General features: G+C 40.8%; 12 protein-coding genes. 3 read left to right on the forward strand and 9 right to left on the reverse strand.

Annotated features, from left to right (window positions below; all coding sequences use genetic code 11):
- Window positions 1-3: 3 nt before the first annotated feature.
- Window positions 4-2,517 carry a TonB-dependent receptor gene (locus V2H41_RS08270; protein ID WP_330974673.1) on the reverse strand — a complete coding sequence of 838 codons (2,514 nt, stop codon included), beginning with the start codon at window positions 2,515-2,517 and terminating at the stop codon, window positions 4-6.
- 183 nt (window positions 2,518-2,700) lie between these two features.
- Between V2H41_RS08270 and V2H41_RS08275 the strand changes: the two genes are divergently transcribed.
- Complete coding sequence (locus tag V2H41_RS08275) at window positions 2,701-3,735, forward strand: endonuclease/exonuclease/phosphatase family protein (protein ID WP_330974674.1); 1,035 nt, start codon at window positions 2,701-2,703, stop codon at window positions 3,733-3,735.
- A gap of 2 nt (window positions 3,736-3,737) precedes the next feature.
- On the opposite strand, the gene V2H41_RS08280 is transcribed toward V2H41_RS08275, so the two are convergent.
- Window positions 3,738-5,375: an amidohydrolase gene (locus V2H41_RS08280; RefSeq protein WP_330974675.1), complete on the reverse strand. Its 1,638-nt coding sequence runs from the start codon at window positions 5,373-5,375 to the stop codon at window positions 3,738-3,740.
- Window positions 5,376-5,521: 146 nt separating this feature from the next.
- On the opposite strand from V2H41_RS08280, the gene gnd reads away from it, so the two are divergent.
- Entirely contained in the window at window positions 5,522-6,976 is a 1,455-nt protein-coding gene (gnd, locus tag V2H41_RS08285; RefSeq protein ID WP_330974676.1) for a decarboxylating NADP(+)-dependent phosphogluconate dehydrogenase, read from the forward strand.
- Between the two features lie 83 nt (window positions 6,977-7,059).
- Here gnd and V2H41_RS08290 read toward each other — a convergent pair whose 3' ends face one another.
- The 4 genes from V2H41_RS08290 to radA all read right to left on the reverse strand — a co-directional run bounded on the left by V2H41_RS08290 (window position 7,060) and on the right by radA (window position 12,883).
- Window positions 7,060-9,996 carry a M16 family metallopeptidase gene (locus tag V2H41_RS08290; protein ID WP_330974677.1) on the reverse strand — a complete coding sequence of 979 codons (2,937 nt, stop codon included), beginning with the start codon at window positions 9,994-9,996 and terminating at the stop codon, window positions 7,060-7,062.
- 155 nt (window positions 9,997-10,151) lie between these two features.
- The gene (locus V2H41_RS08295; protein ID WP_330974678.1) at window positions 10,152-10,673 is read right to left on the reverse strand and encodes a glutathione peroxidase; all 522 of its coding nucleotides are present in this window, start codon (window positions 10,671-10,673) and stop codon (window positions 10,152-10,154) included.
- 74 nt (window positions 10,674-10,747) lie between these two features.
- Window positions 10,748-11,455: a ComF family protein gene (locus tag V2H41_RS08300; protein ID WP_330974679.1), complete on the reverse strand. Its 708-nt coding sequence runs from the start codon at window positions 11,453-11,455 to the stop codon at window positions 10,748-10,750.
- Between the two features lie 36 nt (window positions 11,456-11,491).
- On the reverse strand, window positions 11,492-12,883 hold the full coding sequence (gene radA, locus V2H41_RS08305) for a DNA repair protein RadA (protein ID WP_330974680.1): 1,392 nt from the start codon (window positions 12,881-12,883) through the stop codon (window positions 11,492-11,494).
- Between the two features lie 553 nt (window positions 12,884-13,436).
- Here radA and V2H41_RS08310 point away from each other — a divergent pair.
- A complete protein-coding gene (locus V2H41_RS08310) occupies window positions 13,437-14,123 on the forward strand; it encodes a zinc metallopeptidase (protein ID WP_330974681.1) in 687 nt (228 codons plus the stop codon).
- Window positions 14,124-14,187: 64 nt separating this feature from the next.
- Here V2H41_RS08310 and V2H41_RS08315 read toward each other — a convergent pair whose 3' ends face one another.
- From V2H41_RS08315 to zwf, 3 genes are all read right to left on the reverse strand, one after another.
- On the reverse strand, window positions 14,188-15,480 hold the full coding sequence (locus V2H41_RS08315) for a Na+/H+ antiporter (protein ID WP_330974682.1): 1,293 nt from the start codon (window positions 15,478-15,480) through the stop codon (window positions 14,188-14,190).
- A gap of 110 nt (window positions 15,481-15,590) precedes the next feature.
- Window positions 15,591-16,865, reverse strand: a complete 1,275-nt coding sequence (locus V2H41_RS08320) for a DNA polymerase Y family protein (RefSeq protein ID WP_330974683.1) — start codon at window positions 16,863-16,865, stop codon at window positions 15,591-15,593.
- A gap of 179 nt (window positions 16,866-17,044) precedes the next feature.
- Window positions 17,045-18,562, reverse strand: a complete 1,518-nt coding sequence (gene zwf, locus V2H41_RS08325) for a glucose-6-phosphate dehydrogenase (RefSeq protein WP_330974684.1) — start codon at window positions 18,560-18,562, stop codon at window positions 17,045-17,047.
- Window positions 18,563-18,672: the final 110 nt, after the last annotated feature.

Here is an 18,672-nt window from a genome sequence, read left to right on the forward strand (position 1 = left end):
TTATTAAAACCTCAAACCGATACTGGCAAAAAAGTTAATCCCGTATGCATAGTAATATTTAGGCGGAAACTTATTAACGTTTTTCTCTTCGAAGTCTAGCCGTAGCTGTTCAAAGCCTCCGGATTTAAGGTTTCTATTATTAAGCAGATTATTTACTCCCACTGTAAACAAAAGATAGGTACGACGATTCTTGATGTAATATTTCCTATGAAGCAGTTTATTCCATCCCCCAAAAAGATCTATCGTAAAAACATCCTCAAAGCGTTCTTGCGCTAATATGCTTTGTTTAATAGCTTCCGACACGGGATTATCCGGCTCCGTATCAGCAATCGCTTCAGCCGTTCTACGAATAGGATTGAGGGATAACCACATATTCTGAAAATAATTCGCCGTAATACTTGCATACCAGAACTTTGGAGAACGATAGAAGAATCCGGCGCTATATGCTTGTTGAGGAGAGGAGGCAATACGATAGTTTTTTAAATAAATGGTCTGCTTACCCAACATTGCAGCACTATTATCGGCAGTAATAATGGCACGGGGACGGCTGTCGTAATAATAACTCCCTACCGACGCCGCTCCATTAAAGCTTACAGTAGAGCTCAACTTAATCTCTGCCCCAAGCTCTCCCCCAAAATAAACTTTGTCAATTCCACTTAAAGCATAATTGACAAAGCTCTGATATTGGTCGTGATAAAACGAAAGCACATCCACCCCATCAGTGTTTTTTGTATAATATCCCGTAATACTCAGTTTTACACGAGGAGCACTCAATTTATATCCGGCTTCTCCCGAAATAATCGTTTCGCTTTTCAAGCCTTCTTGTACATCATTTCTAGTACGTTGCGATATGTAGGCATTTTCAAAAAAGGGTGGTATGGTTCTGTAAGTTCCGTTAATGAAAAAATAATTGCGGCCATTCATCTTATATGTAACACCCGCCTTTACTGCTGGATTAAAAAAATTTTGTACCGAAGACTTTCCGTAAGAAGATTCCGGAAAAAGACCATTGCGATTAAAACCCGTACGAAAAAAAGCAGTTTGGGAAATTTTTCCGGCGGCAAATACATCGAGTTTTTTAAAAACAAAAAGTAGTTGTGCCCAAAGCGCAGCCTGACTAAGTGTTATCTTGTAATTATACCCATATTGTTCCCCTTCCTTTACAAGACGATTAGGACGATCCAAGTCATGTTGCACCACGTCGATATTGTTGGGATAATCCCGTTCGGCAAACTGATTAATATTTACCCAGAAATCACCGCCTAGCAGATCCTTTACTTCCTGATAATAATGATTTATCTGTTGCTGATAACTGGCGCCTCCGGTAAAAGTACTAATACTACTGAGTTTTAAATTATATATCGTATTGGCAATTATGCGTTGTTGGTCGTTTACACGATTGGATAAAATATACACGGAGCGATTACCAGTAATATCATTGCCCGGTATACCCTCTACATCAGGAATGGTGCGCAAATTTCCTCGATTAGCTTCATAAAGTTTTTCCCATTGAATCTGGAGTGCATCAGGATTGTTAATAAAGAAAGAATATAAGGATACATACAGAGCTGGGTTGTCCTGCATATAATAGCTGGGCAAGTAACGATAATAATCAGGACGTGGATCAGGAGCATTATACCAATCCAATGCGCTGGTTTTTCTCTTGCCAAATAAATAAGCCACGTTGGTAAGCCAGTGTACTTTTTCATGAGGCCGATGTTCATACATTGCGATAAACACAGGCTGAAAACCCTGTAGCACATTAGCATTACGTTTTTTGCTGCCTTGCCAGCCCCAGGAAGGATTGTAGTAATTTGTTCCTGCAAGGTTCATTGCTTCCTGTACAGATGCGCCCTGCCGTCCTACTTCAGTAGGGGCGCCAAATGCAATAAATGAAAAAGTATTGCGTGGGTTTATACGTTTATCTACCGCAACATAATAAGAGGCACTTTCATAATAAGTTCCAGGAATATATCCTTCGGGAGCATAGCGACCAGTTAGTGCAAAGCTGTATGCCCAGCCTTTTTTATTAAATCCGCTGGCATGATTAAGAGTAACACGATGTCTATAATTGCGATTCGAAAGTGCATATCCAATTTGAGTCTGTACTCGCTGAGCTGCAGCTCGCAAATCCACATTGGTATTTAAAGCTAGCGCACCAAAAGTGAATTCATTGGCTTGTAATCCGTATGCATTTTGCTGCATCCGCATGACATTATTTAGTCCTCCCCATAAAGAATAAGGCACATAACCATTTTCCAAGCCGTTGAATTCAATTCCATTAATAAAAATGGCGTCGCCGTGGCTTTCATAACCTCTCAGTCTAAAGCGAAGTACACTGAAATTAAATGCAGCCGCTGCAAGAAAAGGATCTCGTCCGGCTGTCAAAATGGAAGACACTGTAGCATTTCCTCCTTCCTCCATTTCTTCATCACTTAAAGTAATAGTAGGAATATGTTCTTGCAACTCGCTTCTAATATCCTGATAGGCAGAATCCACAATCCATACACTGTCCACTGCAGGAGTAATTTGTGCAGGGCATGGGTATAAAAACAAAAGCAGCACGCACGTTGATAACAGGTGTTTAATCATAGCTGATGTTATTCATAGGGTAAGAGAAAATCAACTATTAAACTCCTAATGTAGTTATAAGCCACTAACACAAATATAAATAATTTTGTATAAAAAAATAAATCATACATGAAAAAAGGATTATTGCTTTTGATAATTGGCTTTCGCGCCATTTTGCTGCCTGCACAAAGTGCTTATAAATCTGCTGTCATTGCATTTTACAATTTCGAAAACTTTTATGATACTATCTTTCATGGTAGCCATGATGATATAGCATTTACACCTAGTGGTAGCAAAGCTTATACAAGCCAGGTGTTTAATGATAAGCTAAACAAACTAGCTACAGTAGTATCTCAAATAGGTAGAGATATTAATCCCGATGGGCCGGCACTTCTAGGTGTTGCTGAAATTGAAAACAAATTTGTATTAGACACTTTTGTCCGTCATCCTCTTATTGCATCTCGCAACTACAAATATGTACATTACGACTCGCGCGATGCACGGGGAGTTGATGTGGCACTTTTATACAATCCGAAATATTTTAAAGTGGAGAAAAGTCGCCCACTTTTTGTAAAAATCCCTGAAGGATCGAAAGAGGCAATATTTACACGAGATATTCTTTGGGTGAAAGGCAAGCTTGATGGAGAGCCGATTCATGTTTTTGTCAATCACTGGCCCAGCCGAGCAGGCGGAGAAAAACGATCCGCCCCGGCGCGTATGGCTGCAGCGCGCACCGTTCGGTATATTATCGACTCTTTGCTCATTATCAATCCAGACTCCAAAATTGTAGTGATGGGCGACTTAAATGATGATCCTAATAATAACAGTATTACAAAGGGACTTAAGGCAGGGGGTGAAGTCAATAAACTCCAGCAGGATGAGTTGTTCAATCCTTGGGTTACGCTGTACAAAAAAGGAATAGGTACTCTTGCCTATCAAGATGCTTGGAGTTTGTTCGATCAGATTATTATTTCTTCTTCATTCTTAGACAAAAAGAGACAAGGTTTTTTCTTTTACAAGAACAATATTTTTAAAGCCGATTACCTGATTGAGAATACAGGCAGATACAAAGGGTATCCCAAACGTTCTTACAATGGGGATGTGTATCGCGGTGGATACAGCGATCATTTCCCTACTTATATCGTTTTACTAAAAAAACAATAATATTATCGAGAATACACCATAGCACCGCCCAAATAAGTGCGCCAAACTCTTAACTGTAATAGTTCATGCTCTGGAACATGCATCAGGTCGTTATCCAGTATCACAAAATCGGCAACCTTTCCGGGCTCTAAACTTCCTTTTTCGTTTTCTTCAAATGCGGCCTTTGCAGCCCATATTGTCATGCCACGCAAAGCCTGCTCTCGGGTTAAAGCATTCTCTTTTTGAAAACCGGTCTCAGGAAAACCCTGTGCATCTTTGCGTACTACAGCGGCGTAAAAGGTTTTGAAGGGAGAAATATCTTCCACCGGGAAATCGGTGCCTAGCGGAATCCAGCCATTTTGTTCCAATAGTTGTTTATAGGCATAAGCGCTCTTTAATCTTTCTACTCCTAATCTGTCACCCGCCCAATACATATCGGAAGTAGCGTGCGTAGGTTGTACAGAGGGAACAATATTATAATCTCCAAAATAGTGAAAATCGTCTTTATTTACCACCTGGGCATGCTCAATACGCCAGCGGAGATCGTTCTTCCCTTTAAGATACTTAGCATAAATCTGCAACATCATTCTGTTTCCATTATCGCCGATAGCATGGGTACACATCTGCCAATTATGTTGGGCAATCAATGCTGCAATGGAATCAAAATGTTCTGCATTACTCAATAAAAATCCTTTCCATCCCGGCTGGTCACTGTAATCCTCCAGAAGACTGGCACCCCGCGATCCCAAAGCTCCGTCGGAGAATAGTTTAAATCCTCTTACATGCAAGTGGGAAGTTTTAATAATGCCGTTGCGCAACAAATAATCATAATTCTTTTTATTATCGCTGAGTAACGCATACAGTCTGATTTTTACCGTACGCTTATCTTGCAAAGACTTGATCGCTTCTATTGTTTCATAATTTAATCCGCAATCATGCAAGGTTGTTAAGCCTACAGAAAAACAATTCTGCTGCGCGCGCAGCAATGCGCGCTCCAGCTGAATCGTAGTAGGTTCGGGTATATGGGCCACCACTTTATCCATCGCATTATCAATCAGAACACCCGTGAGCTTATCCTGATGGGTTAAAAAAGAACCGCCACTAATCGTATCTCCCGGCTGTATGCCCGCTATTTCCAGAGCCTTGTTATTTGCAATTGCGGCATGCCCATCTATCCGTATAAGATAAACCGGTCTATCGGGAAATAGTTCATTCAACTTTTCATTAGTAGGAAACTCTTTTTCTTGCCAGTCGTTCTGATCCCACCCTCGCCCTATAATCCAACTATTTTTATCCTGAGTGTCCGCAAGATTTACAACCCTCTGCAGTACTTCATCCCAGCTTTGGGTGCCTACCAAATCAATTCCTATTAAAGATTGTGCATACCCAATAAAATGCGCGTGGGCATCGATAAATCCAGGATAAATGTACTTTCCTTTTGCGTCCAGCATTTCCTTGCACTCATACTGATGCTGAAGCTTATCCTTATCGCCAGTTGCAAGAATCTTTCCGTCTTTTATCACCATAGCCGACACCTTGCTAAAAGCAGGATCAACGGTGTATATGGTGGCATTGTAAACAAAAAGATCTGCCTGTTGTTTAGATGTACAACCAGTAGTCATTGTTATATACAGAATTAAACATATTAAAATCTGTCGCATAAAGATCAAATTTATCGGTGGTAAATATTGGGTCAGCATGCCGAAATTGTTTTAGGCTGTAAGTTAAGATGAAAAATTTCATGTAAGTTTGAGCACTTTATTTTTATTGATAAAAAATTTTATATCACATTTAACCTCTTCAAACTATGGCGCAATTATCAGATATAGGTGTTATAGGCCTGGCAGTAATGGGTGAAAACCTTATTTTGAATATGGAAAGCAAGGGTTTTCGCGTTACTGCCTACAATCGTACAGTAGATAAAGTTGACAACTTCATAAACGGAAGAGCTAAAGGAAAAAACATACAAGGAGCTCATTCCATAGAGGAGCTAGTAGCCTCACTGAAAACACCACGTAAAATTATGCTAATGGTAAAAGCCGGCAAGCCCGTAGATGATTTTATCGACTTGCTATTACCACATCTTGAAAAAGGTGATATTATCATAGACGGAGGCAACTCTCACTTCCCCGATACCGAAAGAAGGGTGAAGTATGTAGAAAGCAAAGGCTTATACTTCATCGGTACCGGAGTATCGGGCGGTGAGGAAGGTGCTTTGCTGGGGCCCTCCATCATGCCCGGCGGCTCTAAAAACGCATGGCCTGAGGTAAAAACTATCTTTCAAGGCATCGCGGCTAAAGTTAATGACGGATCTCCTTGCTGTGACTGGGTAGGAGACGGTGGTGCAGGACATTTCGTGAAAATGGTACATAATGGTATTGAATATGGCGATATGCAGCTGATTTGTGAAGTATATCAAATCATGAAAGACCTTTTAGGCATGTCGACCGATGAAATGCATGAAGTGTTTAAGGAGTGGAATGAAGGCGAGCTTGACAGTTATCTTATTGAAATCACCCGTGATATTTTAGCATATAAAGAAAACGGAGAACCGCTTATTGATAAAATCCTAGATACAGCAGGACAAAAAGGCACCGGTAAGTGGACCGGAACCGTAGCTCTGGAGCTAGGCATTCCCCTCACATTAATTACCGAATCAGTTTTTGCAAGATGTTTGTCTGCAATCAAAGACGAACGCGTTGCAGCATCTAAAGTGCTTACGGCTGGTCCAAAACCAACATTTACCGGTGATAAGAAAAAATTCATAGAACAGTTACGTGATGCATTATATTCCGCCAAAATCATCTCCTACGCACAGGGCTACCAGATGATGCGTGCTGCCGCCAAAGAATATGGCTGGGAACTGAATTACGGCAATATTGCCCTGATGTGGAGAGGTGGCTGTATCATTCGTTCGCGCTTCTTGGGCAACATCAAAGAAGCATTTGATAAGGATCCCAATTTGGTAAACTTATTGCTCGATCCTTATTTCTCCGAAAAAATGCAAGCTTGTCAGGAAGGTTTAAGAACTGTTACTGCAACAGCTATGTTAAACGGCATTCCGGTTCCTTGTCTGAGCGCTGCCATTAACTACTATGACGGCTATCGCGCAGAAAGACTGCCAGCCAACCTGTTGCAAGCACAGCGTGATTATTTCGGAGCTCACACTTATGAAAGAGTAGATCAGCCCCGAGGTCAATTCTTCCACACCAACTGGACAGGAAGAGGCGGGGATACAGCTTCTACCACCTATGTGGTTTAATAGTATTCAGCTTAGTTGTCCCCATAAAAGAACGGCCCTTTGCTTAAAGCAAAGGGCCGTTAACATTTTCACATTACTTTTTATTAATATCCAAAGAGTTCTTCCAAACTTACCACTTTCACAGTTCCATATTTTGAAAGTTCCTCAGGCCTCATGTTTTTTTCGCTTCCGATGATAGCAAAGCTATATGGTTTATTAGCCAGATAATTGTTGTGGAACGATTTGATGTCCTCAAATTTTAATTTTTTTAGCTTCTCGTATTTTGCCTTGCGAGGATCATCATTAAGACCTTTACGCTTGGTAGCCAGATAAGAGAACAGAATGTCGGTCTTTTGAATACGCTCCGTTTCAATATCTTTTAAAGCACTGACACGCCCATCCTCAAAAGACTTTTCATTTTCCGGAAGCTGATTTAATAACTCATTCATTGCATTTACCGCTTCTGGCAATTTATCAGCCTGGCTACCCACATAGGCCACTATATAATAGGGGTCTTCTTTTTTGGAAGGTGTTGTTACACGTGCATATGTAGAATAGGCCAATGCTTTGGATTCCCGAATGGTACGGAATACCAACGAACCCATACCGTATCCGAAATAATTATTGAACAAATCCACTACCGCCTCTTTATTAAAATCATAAGGAGCCAAATTGCGCACCCAAGTCATTTCGGCCTGCACCATGTCGTAATAAGCCAGAAATACTTTATTCTCAGTTTGCTCTGCACGAGTGAATTTTGCTTTAGGTGGTACTGTAGCCCATGATGCAGGTTTGGGATGAGCTTTTCTAATATGTGCCGTCAAATCAGCGGTAGACATAGGGCCATAATACATCACTTGCGGCTTGAAGCTGGGTAGGCTATGTATAATTTGTACCAATTCTTCAGCGGTAAGATTATTTAGCTCCTCATCACTTAATGTATAATTAAATGGATTTGAAGGTCCATATAATGCGTAATTGTTCAAACCTTGTAAAATGCTACTCTTATTGGTTTTGGCATTAGCACGAGATTTCTGCAGGCGATTCTTCAGCTCAGCGAGCGCCTGTTCATTGGGTTTACAGTTTCTGATAAGATGCTCTAATAACTGCAGCGATTTTTCAAAATTCTCGTTCAGGCCGCTTAGCTGTATGTAAGAATCCTCTGTTCCGCTTCTTACCGAAAAATTAGAAGCTAGTTGATAAAACTCTTTAGTAATCTCTTCCGCAGAATACTTATCTGTACCCAAATATTGCAAATAGCTCAATGCAATGGGCAGTTTCTTGTTATTCCAGCTTCCCATTTCGTACCGAAAATACAGATCGAAAAGACTGTTTTGCTTATTAGGTACATACAGGAGCTCCATATCGTCTATCTGCCCTTTCTGCAAATCGACATTAAAATCCAGCCATCTAGGAGTAATAGATGAAAGGGGCATACTATTGATTTGCTTCAAAAAGTCGGATTGCTTATCCGGATTGGTTTCAACAGGAGTAATAGGCGGTTTTTCTACCTTTACGATACTTTTATCCTCCCCTTTTCTTTTATAAATTACTACATAATTATCGTCTCTGAAGAATTGATTAGCGTAATCAACAATTTCTTTTTTAGTTATTCGCTTCATTTCATCCAGCTCTGCCACACGAATATTCCATCCGCTTCCTTTGGTTTTAATAAAATTATCCACCATTAAGCTGGTACGATATACATTGTAGTCCTGAGCCTCAAGTTCGCTAAGCTTATAGTTGGCAATTATGGCATCTAAAAGCTTATCATCGAACTTACCTTGCTTTATCGAGTCAATCTGTGCGAGCAGTAAGGCTTTTACTTCGTCTAAGGTCTGCCCTTGTTTGGGTGATGCATAGAAAGTGAATACTCCATAATCTTTGTATTGACGAATACCGCAGCCTGCTCCCAGTACTTTTTGTTGCTTATTAAGATTAAGATCCAGCAGTCCGGCTTTACCATTAGCCAGTATACGATCGATGGCTTTTATAAGCAGATCTTCTCTAGTACCGTATGGCCCGGTTCGAAAAGCAATGGTCAAGTTTTCTGCGCTGGGACCAAATACTTCTTTTATCACTGGCCCTTTTATAGGCTGCTCAGGACCGGGGTTATATTCTTTTACAGGCTTCGGCCTCATATAGCTGAAGGCCTTATCAATTTTCTTGATCAACTCATCCGGGTCAAAATCTCCGGCCATAATCACAGCCATATTATTGGGCACATAGTATTGTTGATAGTATTCTCTAATGGCTTTTAACGAGGGATTTTTCAGATGCTCAATAGTGCCAATGGTGGTTTGCTGCCCGTAGTTATGAGTAGGAAAAAGTCCCGCGTGCACCGCTTCCGATACTTTCCAGGAGTCATTATCCAGTGTGCGATTTTTTTCTTCATACACAGCTTCCAACTCGGTATGGAAAATACGAAGTATGGGATTGCGGAAGCGTTCTGCCTGTACAGCAAGTAGACGATCTACCGCGTTGGAAGGAATATCCTCATCGTAAACAGTTTCCTCCACCCATGTATGTGCATTGGTACCCTGCGATCCCATAGCTTTCATCATTTTATCATATTCATTAGCTATGGCATATTTAGCAGCTCGCCCCGATACTTCGTCGATTTGTTTGTATATAGCTTTGCGCTTTGCCGAATCTGTGGTATGATTGTACAGCTCGTAAAGTGCATCAATACTGTCTAGAAGCGGTTTTTCTTTAGCCCAATCAAGCGAACCAAACTTATCGGTTCCTTTAAAGAGCATATGCTCTAGATAGTGTGCCAATCCCGTATGATCCTTGGGATCGGTATTACTACCGGCTCTTACGGCCATACGATAGGTAATGCGAGGCTCCTTTTTATTGGGACTCAACATAACCGTAAGACCATTGGATAAAGTGTAGATACGAACATTCAATGGATCGCCTTCCACATACTTATACGTGTAATTGCCGGATTTACCTTCTTTCCAAACGTATTTATTTTGAACCCACGCAGTCTGGTATAAAAAGGTAAACAGTAAAAGAAACAGTGTGCCTTTTTTCATGTATATATGTTTATGCTCTTTAATAGTTGCCTTAGTGCCATACACCCTTCTGAAGATTTTATTCTCCGTTCTTAAAAAGTGTAGGTACGCATAGATTTATGCATTTTAGTTTTTAGGTATAGATTATCGGGGTTTTTCTTAAAGGCTCTGAATATTTAGTTTAAATACTTCAGAATATCCTTACTCATAGGTTTGGTTCTTGGAGAAAAAGTGGCAATTAACTCACCCTTTTCGTTAATTAAGAACTTGCCAAAATTCCAAGTAACTGGGTTTTCCAATTTTTTTTTCTTTGCCTCTTCTATCAAATATTTATAGATGGGTGCTATATCATTTCCTTTTACAGAAATCTTAGCAGCCATAGGAAAAGTAACGCCGTAGTTCTTTTTACAAAACTCCGCGATCTCCTCATTAGTACCAGGCTCCTGCTCGCGGAAGTTATTCGCAGGAAATCCTACCACCACCAGTTTGTCTTTATGCTTTTTATACAACAGTTCCAGCTCTTCATACTGCGGAGTAAGGCCACATTTGCTAGCTGTATTGACGATCAGAATTTTTTTTCCTTTAAAATCTGCAAAATTGATAGTGCCCCCGGTAAGACCATCCACTTTAAAATCATATATCGACCTTGCGATAAACAGGGTGCCGGCTAATAACAAACAAACAAGTACGGTTTTCATAAAAATTATCTTTAGCCTCTTACCTAAGAAGCGGTGAAGTTGAGATTATAAAGTTAGGAAACAAATCCCATTTTTTAAATATATGATGCATAGCATAAAGTTGCAATACTTAGTTGCACTCCTTTTGCTGTATACAGCGCCTCGGCGCAGGCTTCTATAGTGGCCCCTGTAGTAATCACATCATCTACCAGCAATACATGTTTACCTTCCAAAACAGCAGCATTTATAAGACTAAATTTCTTGGACATATTTTGCCAGCGTGCTATCCGATCTTTCTTTGTTTGAGTATCCGTAGCTACTACACGTTGTACTGCATTCTCAATAACAGGTTTATTTAACACCTGAGCAATGGCATCACATAATACTTTTGCCTGGTTGTACCCTCTTTTACGCTCCCGGCTTTCATGAAGCGGCATTGGAATCAAAATATCTATATCATCAAAGCGCCCGCTATGCAAAAGTTGATGCCCCATTATTGTCCCTAACTGATGACCAATATCTTTGATTCCTCTGTATTTAAACTGATGCATCATGCGCTGCAATGAAGCGTTCTTATGAAAATAAAACTGTGCCGTAGCCCGCTCAAATCGTACTCTACCTGCCAGGATTTTCTCCACAGGATTGTTAATTTGAACTTCAAAGTGGGTTACTGGCAATTGATGTAGGCATTTAATACATAACCTGCTTCCCGAAGGCAGCGTATCTGTACCACAACCGGCACAGATGTGCGGATAAATAAGATGCAACACTGCATCGCCAATGGTGCGCATCAGCGTTTTCATAGTCTACAAATTTTCACAACACGTTTGTGGAAGTATCTAAAATAGATATTGATAGATTTCTTCCACTCGTCCCATTGCTACTACTTCTATATTAAACTTTGCCTGATTTTGGCGTATCGATTGGTTATATTTGGATACAATGATTTTTTCAAATCCCAGCTTTTCGGCTTCAGCAATGCGCTGGTCCACCTTATGCACTGCCCTTATTTCGCCACTCAAACCCACTTCTCCGGCAAAACAGATGTTCTGCGGGAGCGGTACATCTTCGTATGAAGATAATAAAGCACATAATACCGCAAGATCGATGGAAGGGTCCTCTACCTTAATGCCTCCGGCTATATTTAAAAATACATCTTTTACACCGAAATGAAAGCCGCCACGTTTTTCCAACACTGCCAGCAGCAACTGAAGTCTGCGTAAGTCGAACCCAGTAACCGTACGTTGTGGTGTCCCATAAACAGACTGTGTCACTAACGATTGCACTTCTATCAACAATGGTCGAGCACCTTCTATGGTGGCTGCAATGGCAATACCGCTTAATTGCTCTTCTTTTTGCGTAATAAGTATTTCGCTGGGATTGGTAACTCCACGCATTCCTTTGTCGGTCATTTCATAAATACCCAATTCGCTAGTGCTGCCAAAGCGATTTTTAAGTGTACGCAGAATACGGTAAGCATAATGCCGGTCGCCTTCAAACTGCAACACCACATCTACCATATGTTCCAGTATCTTAGGGCCGGCGATACCTCCTTCTTTGGTAATATGTCCTATGAGAAATACAGGGGTGTTGGTTTCTTTGGCATACCGTTGAAATTCTCCAGCACATTCTTTAATCTGAGAGATGCTGCCCTGCGAAGAATCGATCAAGGGCGATTGTAACGTCTGCACCGAATCCACAATAACAATATCAGGCTTTAGCTTCTTGATTTCCTGAAAAATAACCTGTGTAGAAGTTTCTGTAAGCAAAAAGAAATGATTTTTATCCAAGGATGCATTGCCATTGAATAAACGGTCGGCCCGCATCTTTATTTGTTGCTCACTTTCTTCGCCACTTATATAAAGTACTTTATAGTTCGAGAGTAATAAGCCATTCTGTAAAAACAGGGTGCTTTTTCCGATTCCTGGCTCGCCGGCTACCAGTGTAATACTGCCGGCAACAATGCCTCCTCCCAAAACTCTATTTAGTTCTGTATCTGGAGTGATAATACGTTTTTCTTCGCTACTTGTAACTTCAGATAAAGAAACAGCTTTGCTTGTACGATTTTTAGTAGATGATGTATAGTCGCTCCAGTTTTGTTTTCCGTTGGTCTTTTCAATGACTTCTTCCACAAAACTATTCCATGTTCCACAAGCCGGACATTGCCCCAACCATTTCACACTTTCATATCCACAGTTTTGACAAAAGAATGATTTCTTTATTTTACTCATCCAACAAAATTAACGAATAGGGTAGGTATTGAAGGATTTGTTGCCTGAGGGAATTAAGAAAGACTGAAACTTATCTAATAAAAAGAGAACAACGTTTAAGATCTGACAGATTTAAAAAGATAAATATCACACAGGAAGGAAAGTAAAGAAGTCCCCACAATTCAATTATCAATAAAGACAATAAGGAAGGATATATATAAAAGAAAATGGCGCTATTGTTTTCCCTTACATAGAAAGCTGCTAAAAGTAAAAAGGCCTCGCTAACGCTCGGCCCTTTTACTTACTAACCCATTAAATTCTGCTACTAAGGTACAAATTGAGATTAAGATTAAAAAATGAAATTCTCCCTTTTCAGCTTCAGTCTGCCTCAAATTGCTTTAGAAAAAAGGCCGATAACGCTCACAAAAAATTGATTTTCATCTATTAACAAATAATACCGTTTTGGCTAAAAATCTCTTAAATTAATTCGTTGCATGACAAAAAGTCGCATTTTTAATGTAATTTGCGTGTGGCGTCTTATTTGATTATCAAAAGTTAAAATTCTGTTTGTACTATGACTCCATCAATTTTCCTAGTATCGATGATTTTTGTGGGAATCAGTATGGTTGTATCCATGATTCTGAAGAGTAAGTTTAATAAGTACGCCCGCATTCCGTTATCTAATGGGATGAGTGGCAAGGAGATAGCCGAAAAAATGCTGCGTGAAAATGGCATATATGATGTTCAGGTAATTTCCACACCCGGCTTTCTTACCGACCACTATGACCCTACTAAAAAAACGGTAAATCTGAGTCCTGAAGTATACGAAGGTAGAAGCGTTTCGGCAGCAGCTGTGGCTGCTCACGAATGTGGACATGCGATACAGCATGCTACAGCTTATACACCACTGGAAATGCGTAGTAAATTGGTACCAGCGGTACAATTTTGTTCCATGATTGTAAACTGGGTATTGTTAGCCGGTCTAGTGATGGCCGCTTCTGGAAATACCACTTTATTGCTGATTGGAATCCTACTGATGGCTGTGACCGTATTGTTTAGTGTAATAACCTTACCGGTGGAGTTTGATGCCAGCCGAAGAGCTCTCGCTTGGTTGCAGGGGACCAATGTTACTACTACTCAAGAATACCCCATGGCTAAAGATGCTTTAAAATGGGCTGCAACTACTTATGTGGTGGCCGCCTTGGCAGCCGTAGTAACCTTGGTTCAATATATTATGATTTATCTGGGAAGAAGAGATTAATTAAGAATAATTATTATACAAAAGAATAGTGCTTGTACAAGCACTATTCTTTTTTTATATATGCTTATTCCAATTCGTATCGTTCTTCACTTACTACGGTCGGTTTATTCCATTCACGCGCTTTCTTCACCACCCAAGGCAGAGTGATGCCCTGTCCCAATAAAGAAAGCAACACTACAGAAATAGCAATAAAAATAATTTCATTCCGCATTGGGAAAGGAGCATCATTATCTAGATATAGTGGCAATCCCAATGCTATAGCCAAAGAAACAATACCACGCATGCCAGCCCAAGCGATTATCAAACTGGTTTGAGAATCTAGCAATGCATCTTTACTTACACGACGCCAGCGATATTTACCCATATAGGACTTGCGCAAACTACGTTGCTGCAAATACACATGTGCCCAACGAATAATGAAAGTAGCTACGGTAATGATGGCTGCAATACCGATATAATGCCAGATATGCGTTTCATGTATTTTTCTTAATATCCAAGGAAACTCCAACCCTATCAACACGAATATCAGGCCATTCAGGAGGAAGATTATAACATCCCAAAAATGACGAGAGCGTTGTTTTAATGCTTCCGGGAAATTAGACTTACTTAAACGTGACATCTGTAAACCTAGTACCACAACAGCAATCACACCCGATACATCAAAATGTTCCGCTACCAAATAAGTAACAAAGGGCATCAGCAAAGTGAGGCTGATGACCAACATATCGTTATCCCGGAAATAATACAATACTTTTTCCAGTAGTTTTGAAATAATCCGCCCTATCAAAAAACCTCCCGTCAATACCAATACAAAATCCAGCAATGCATCCCACCACACAAAGGCAACGCCCGTTACGGCGGCTACTGCAAATCGATAAGCTACTAACGCCGAAGCATCATTCACCAAGCTTTCTCCCTCCAGTATAGAAACCGTTCTGTGCGATAATCCTAACCCTTTAGTAATGCCTATTGCAGCCACCGCATCTGTTGCAGAAAGTGTGGCCCCTAATACAAATGCTACAGGCCAGGTAAGAGAAGGTATCAGACAATATGCTACAATGGCAATGCCTGCCGTGGTAATAAATACTAATCCTATTGCCAATGTGCTAATCGTACTAATATGTGTACGAAAATCCTTGAATGAGATATTAAAAGCCGCATCGTACAATAATGGAGGCAGAAACAAAAGCATGACAACTTCTGGATTCAAATCCACCAGAGGCATTGCAGGAATAAAACCCAAGACCATGCCTACTACAATTAAAAATATAGGGGAAGGTATTTTAAGTTTCTCCGCAAAAGCCGATGCTCCTAACATCAGCGACATGATGATAAGAATAACCGTATAATATTGCATATAAGAAGTGGTGAATAAGGCTTTATAAGTAAAACTACAATAATTATTTTGCTTAAAAAGAAAAAGTAAACCGTAAAATAGTAGAATAGCTTCTTAAAAGCTGATGAAGCCTAACCCAGCATTTCTTTATCTTCTTCTAATAAAAAATTATTGAACATCTTATCATCAATGCTCTGATATAAATCCTTTACAGAGCCAAAACCAATCGCATCCTTCATTTGGCCGGATTCAATTGTTTCAGAAGCTTTGCGCACCATATTTTTTCCGTACTGATCTTTGATGGTATACATTACTTTTCGTAATCTGTCCGCCTGCATTTTATTATCGAAAAGACCATACTGCACTTCATCCGAAGCTATAAAATTACCAACTACAACACCCATATCCATCATATCATTACGCAATACTCTCAAGCCACCATATTTTTCATATTCGCTGATACGATGTTCTATATATTGAAGCATCTCCATCGCATCCTGCAGGGGCTGAAGCAGTTTAATATGTACTTTCCACTCGGGTGCATTGTAATAATGAGCGTAAAAACTAAGTTCGCGGCAAAAAACATTCTGTTTTACCATTCGTTGTTCCAGCCAAGTACACAACGAAATCAGCATAGAGCGTAAAGCTTCATAACTGGAGCGGTTTTTTAAAGAAAGGCTGCGCATCGCACTCATATGCTTATAGTCCGAAGTATAGAGATCTACTTCCTTAAAGTGCAACCGATAATACCAATAGTTGCCTACCACACCTCCAAACACTTTTCGCAACAACGATTCCGAGGCGTTGCGTAGTGCTATGGTGGTATAAACTCCTGCTCGATTCAAACGCTGCGCGCTACGCTCACCGATGCCGGGAATATCCGTAAGCTTTAAGTGGCTCAGATAGCCATCTACATTCTCCGGTGTAATATGAATCAATCCATCGGGTTTTTGAATTTCCGTAGCAAGCTTGGCATAGAACACATTGGCAGCAATACCTATAGAGCAAGTTATGTAAGTACCGATTTTTGTACGAATATCCTCTTTAATTTGTTGGGCCAAGGCCATTACATCTTTATATACGTAAGTATAATGCGTGAGGTCCACAATAGCTTCATCAATGCTTTTGGGGATCACATGTTTTGCATCGCAATAAGAACGCAAAATATTCATAATCTCTACATGAATGCGGCGATAATAAAAGGGTCGTGTGGGTACCATGATGAAATCGGGACAGAGAGCTTTGCACTCGGATGCATGCATGCCCGTTTTGATACCCATAGCCTTAGCTTCCCGCGAAGCGGCAATGACCACCGCATTCGGCCCCTCGTAGGGACATACACCAATGGGCTTTCCGCGCAAATGCGGCTGCAGCTGCTGCTCGCAGCTGGCAAAATAGCTGTTCATATCTATATACATAATCAATGAACGGCCATTTCCATGCAACGAATTTGCGTTTCTTCGAAAAGACACCACTGCCATATACCAAAAATACTAAAAATTTTAGCATTTTGCTGCAAAAAAGAGCTTCGGAACGAAGGGGTTCTGAAGCTCGTATATGTTATTACAACTGTTGTGAAGACCTCTTATTGTCGGGGCGGCAACATAATCCAGTTCCTGCCATCTCTGGCAATCAATGCCTCGGCATCTTCCGGTCCCCAGCTTCCGGGCGCATAATTGGGGAAATCTACCGGAGGTCGTTGTTCCCATGTCTCCAAAATAGGCTCGATTACACGCCAAGCTATCTCCACCTGATCACCGCGCATATACTGTGTAGGATTACCAATCATAGCATCCAGCAGCAATGTTTCGTAAGACTCCGGCTGTTCTTCGTGATAAGTGTCTTTATAATTGAACACCATGTTTACCGGATTCAGCGACATGGTCTGGCCTGGACGTTTGGCCTGAAAACGGAGCCGGATATCCATTTCGGGCTGAATGCTCATGGTAAGCCTGTTGGCGCGCCAAGTTTCTGAAGCTTCGGGTGGAAATGCATATTTAGGCGCATCCTTAAATTGTATGGTAATAAGAGTGGTTTTTTCTTTCAAATATTTACCAGTACGCACATAAAACGGAACGCCCTGCCAGCGCCAGTTATCGATATAAAACTTTACAGCAGCAAAGGTTTCTACCGGAGATTGCGGATCTACGCCTTTTTCTTCGCGGTAGGCTTTTACTTGTTTGCCCTGTATCCAGCCAGCGGAATACTGACCGCGTACGGCGTATTGCTGAACTTCTTCTTTTTTTATCCGACGAATGGCGTTGAGAACATCGGTTTTTTTATTTCTGATTTCATCCGCTTCAAATGATACGGGCGCTTCCATGGCTACCATACACAACAGTTGCAGAATATGGTTTTGTACCATATCTCTCAAAGCACCAGATCGCTCATAATACCCGCCCCTGTCTTCTACACCTACAGTTTCGGCTGCGGTAATCTGTACATGGTCGATATAGTTACGATTCCATATAGGTTCGAACAGGGCATTGGCAAAACGAAATGCCAGAATGTTTTGTACGGTTTCCTTCCCCAGATAATGATCGATGCGATAAATCTGACTTTCATCAAACATATCTGTGAGCAGCTTGTTGAGTTCCTGCGCGCTCTTCAAATCATGTCCGAAAGGCTTCTCTACTACAATGCGCAGTTTTTCTTTCTCTTTATTCAGCTGTAGATTATACAAATTAGTGGTAATTTCCGGAACCAGCTGCGGAGCTACCGCTAGGTAGAAAATTACATGTGCCGACAGTCCCCACTCTGCTTCATAATCGGCAATGATTTGTTTGATGGGCAGATAAGACTCGGGGCGATCTACATCCATCCGCAGATAAGAAATATGCGCAGAAAAACTTTCCCAGCTACCCGGAGGATTCTCCTTACGACGGGAAAACTTTTTTATACCGCCTAATAAATGTTCGCGAAATTTTTCATTGCCGTAATCGGTGCGCCCGGTGCCAATAATGGCAAACTTTTCCGGCATAAAGCCATCTATACTCAGATTAAACAAAGCCGGAGTTAATTTACGCTGATTCAAATCGCCGCTGCCGCCAAATATAAATAGTATGGTAGGTTCGGGCTTCTTACTGTTATTATTCTTTTGCATAATATCGTTTATCTTTTAATTCTCTTTGCCAAGCATTATAGCGGCCGTGCAAAAGTAGCTGTCCGCAGGGAATTTGAAAAATCCACTAAACAATGCTTGCAAACTCAATT

The sequence above is a fragment of the Niabella digestorum genome, from assembly GCF_036409055.1.
In the GTDB taxonomy this organism is placed as follows: domain Bacteria; phylum Bacteroidota; class Bacteroidia; order Chitinophagales; family Chitinophagaceae; genus Niabella; species Niabella composti.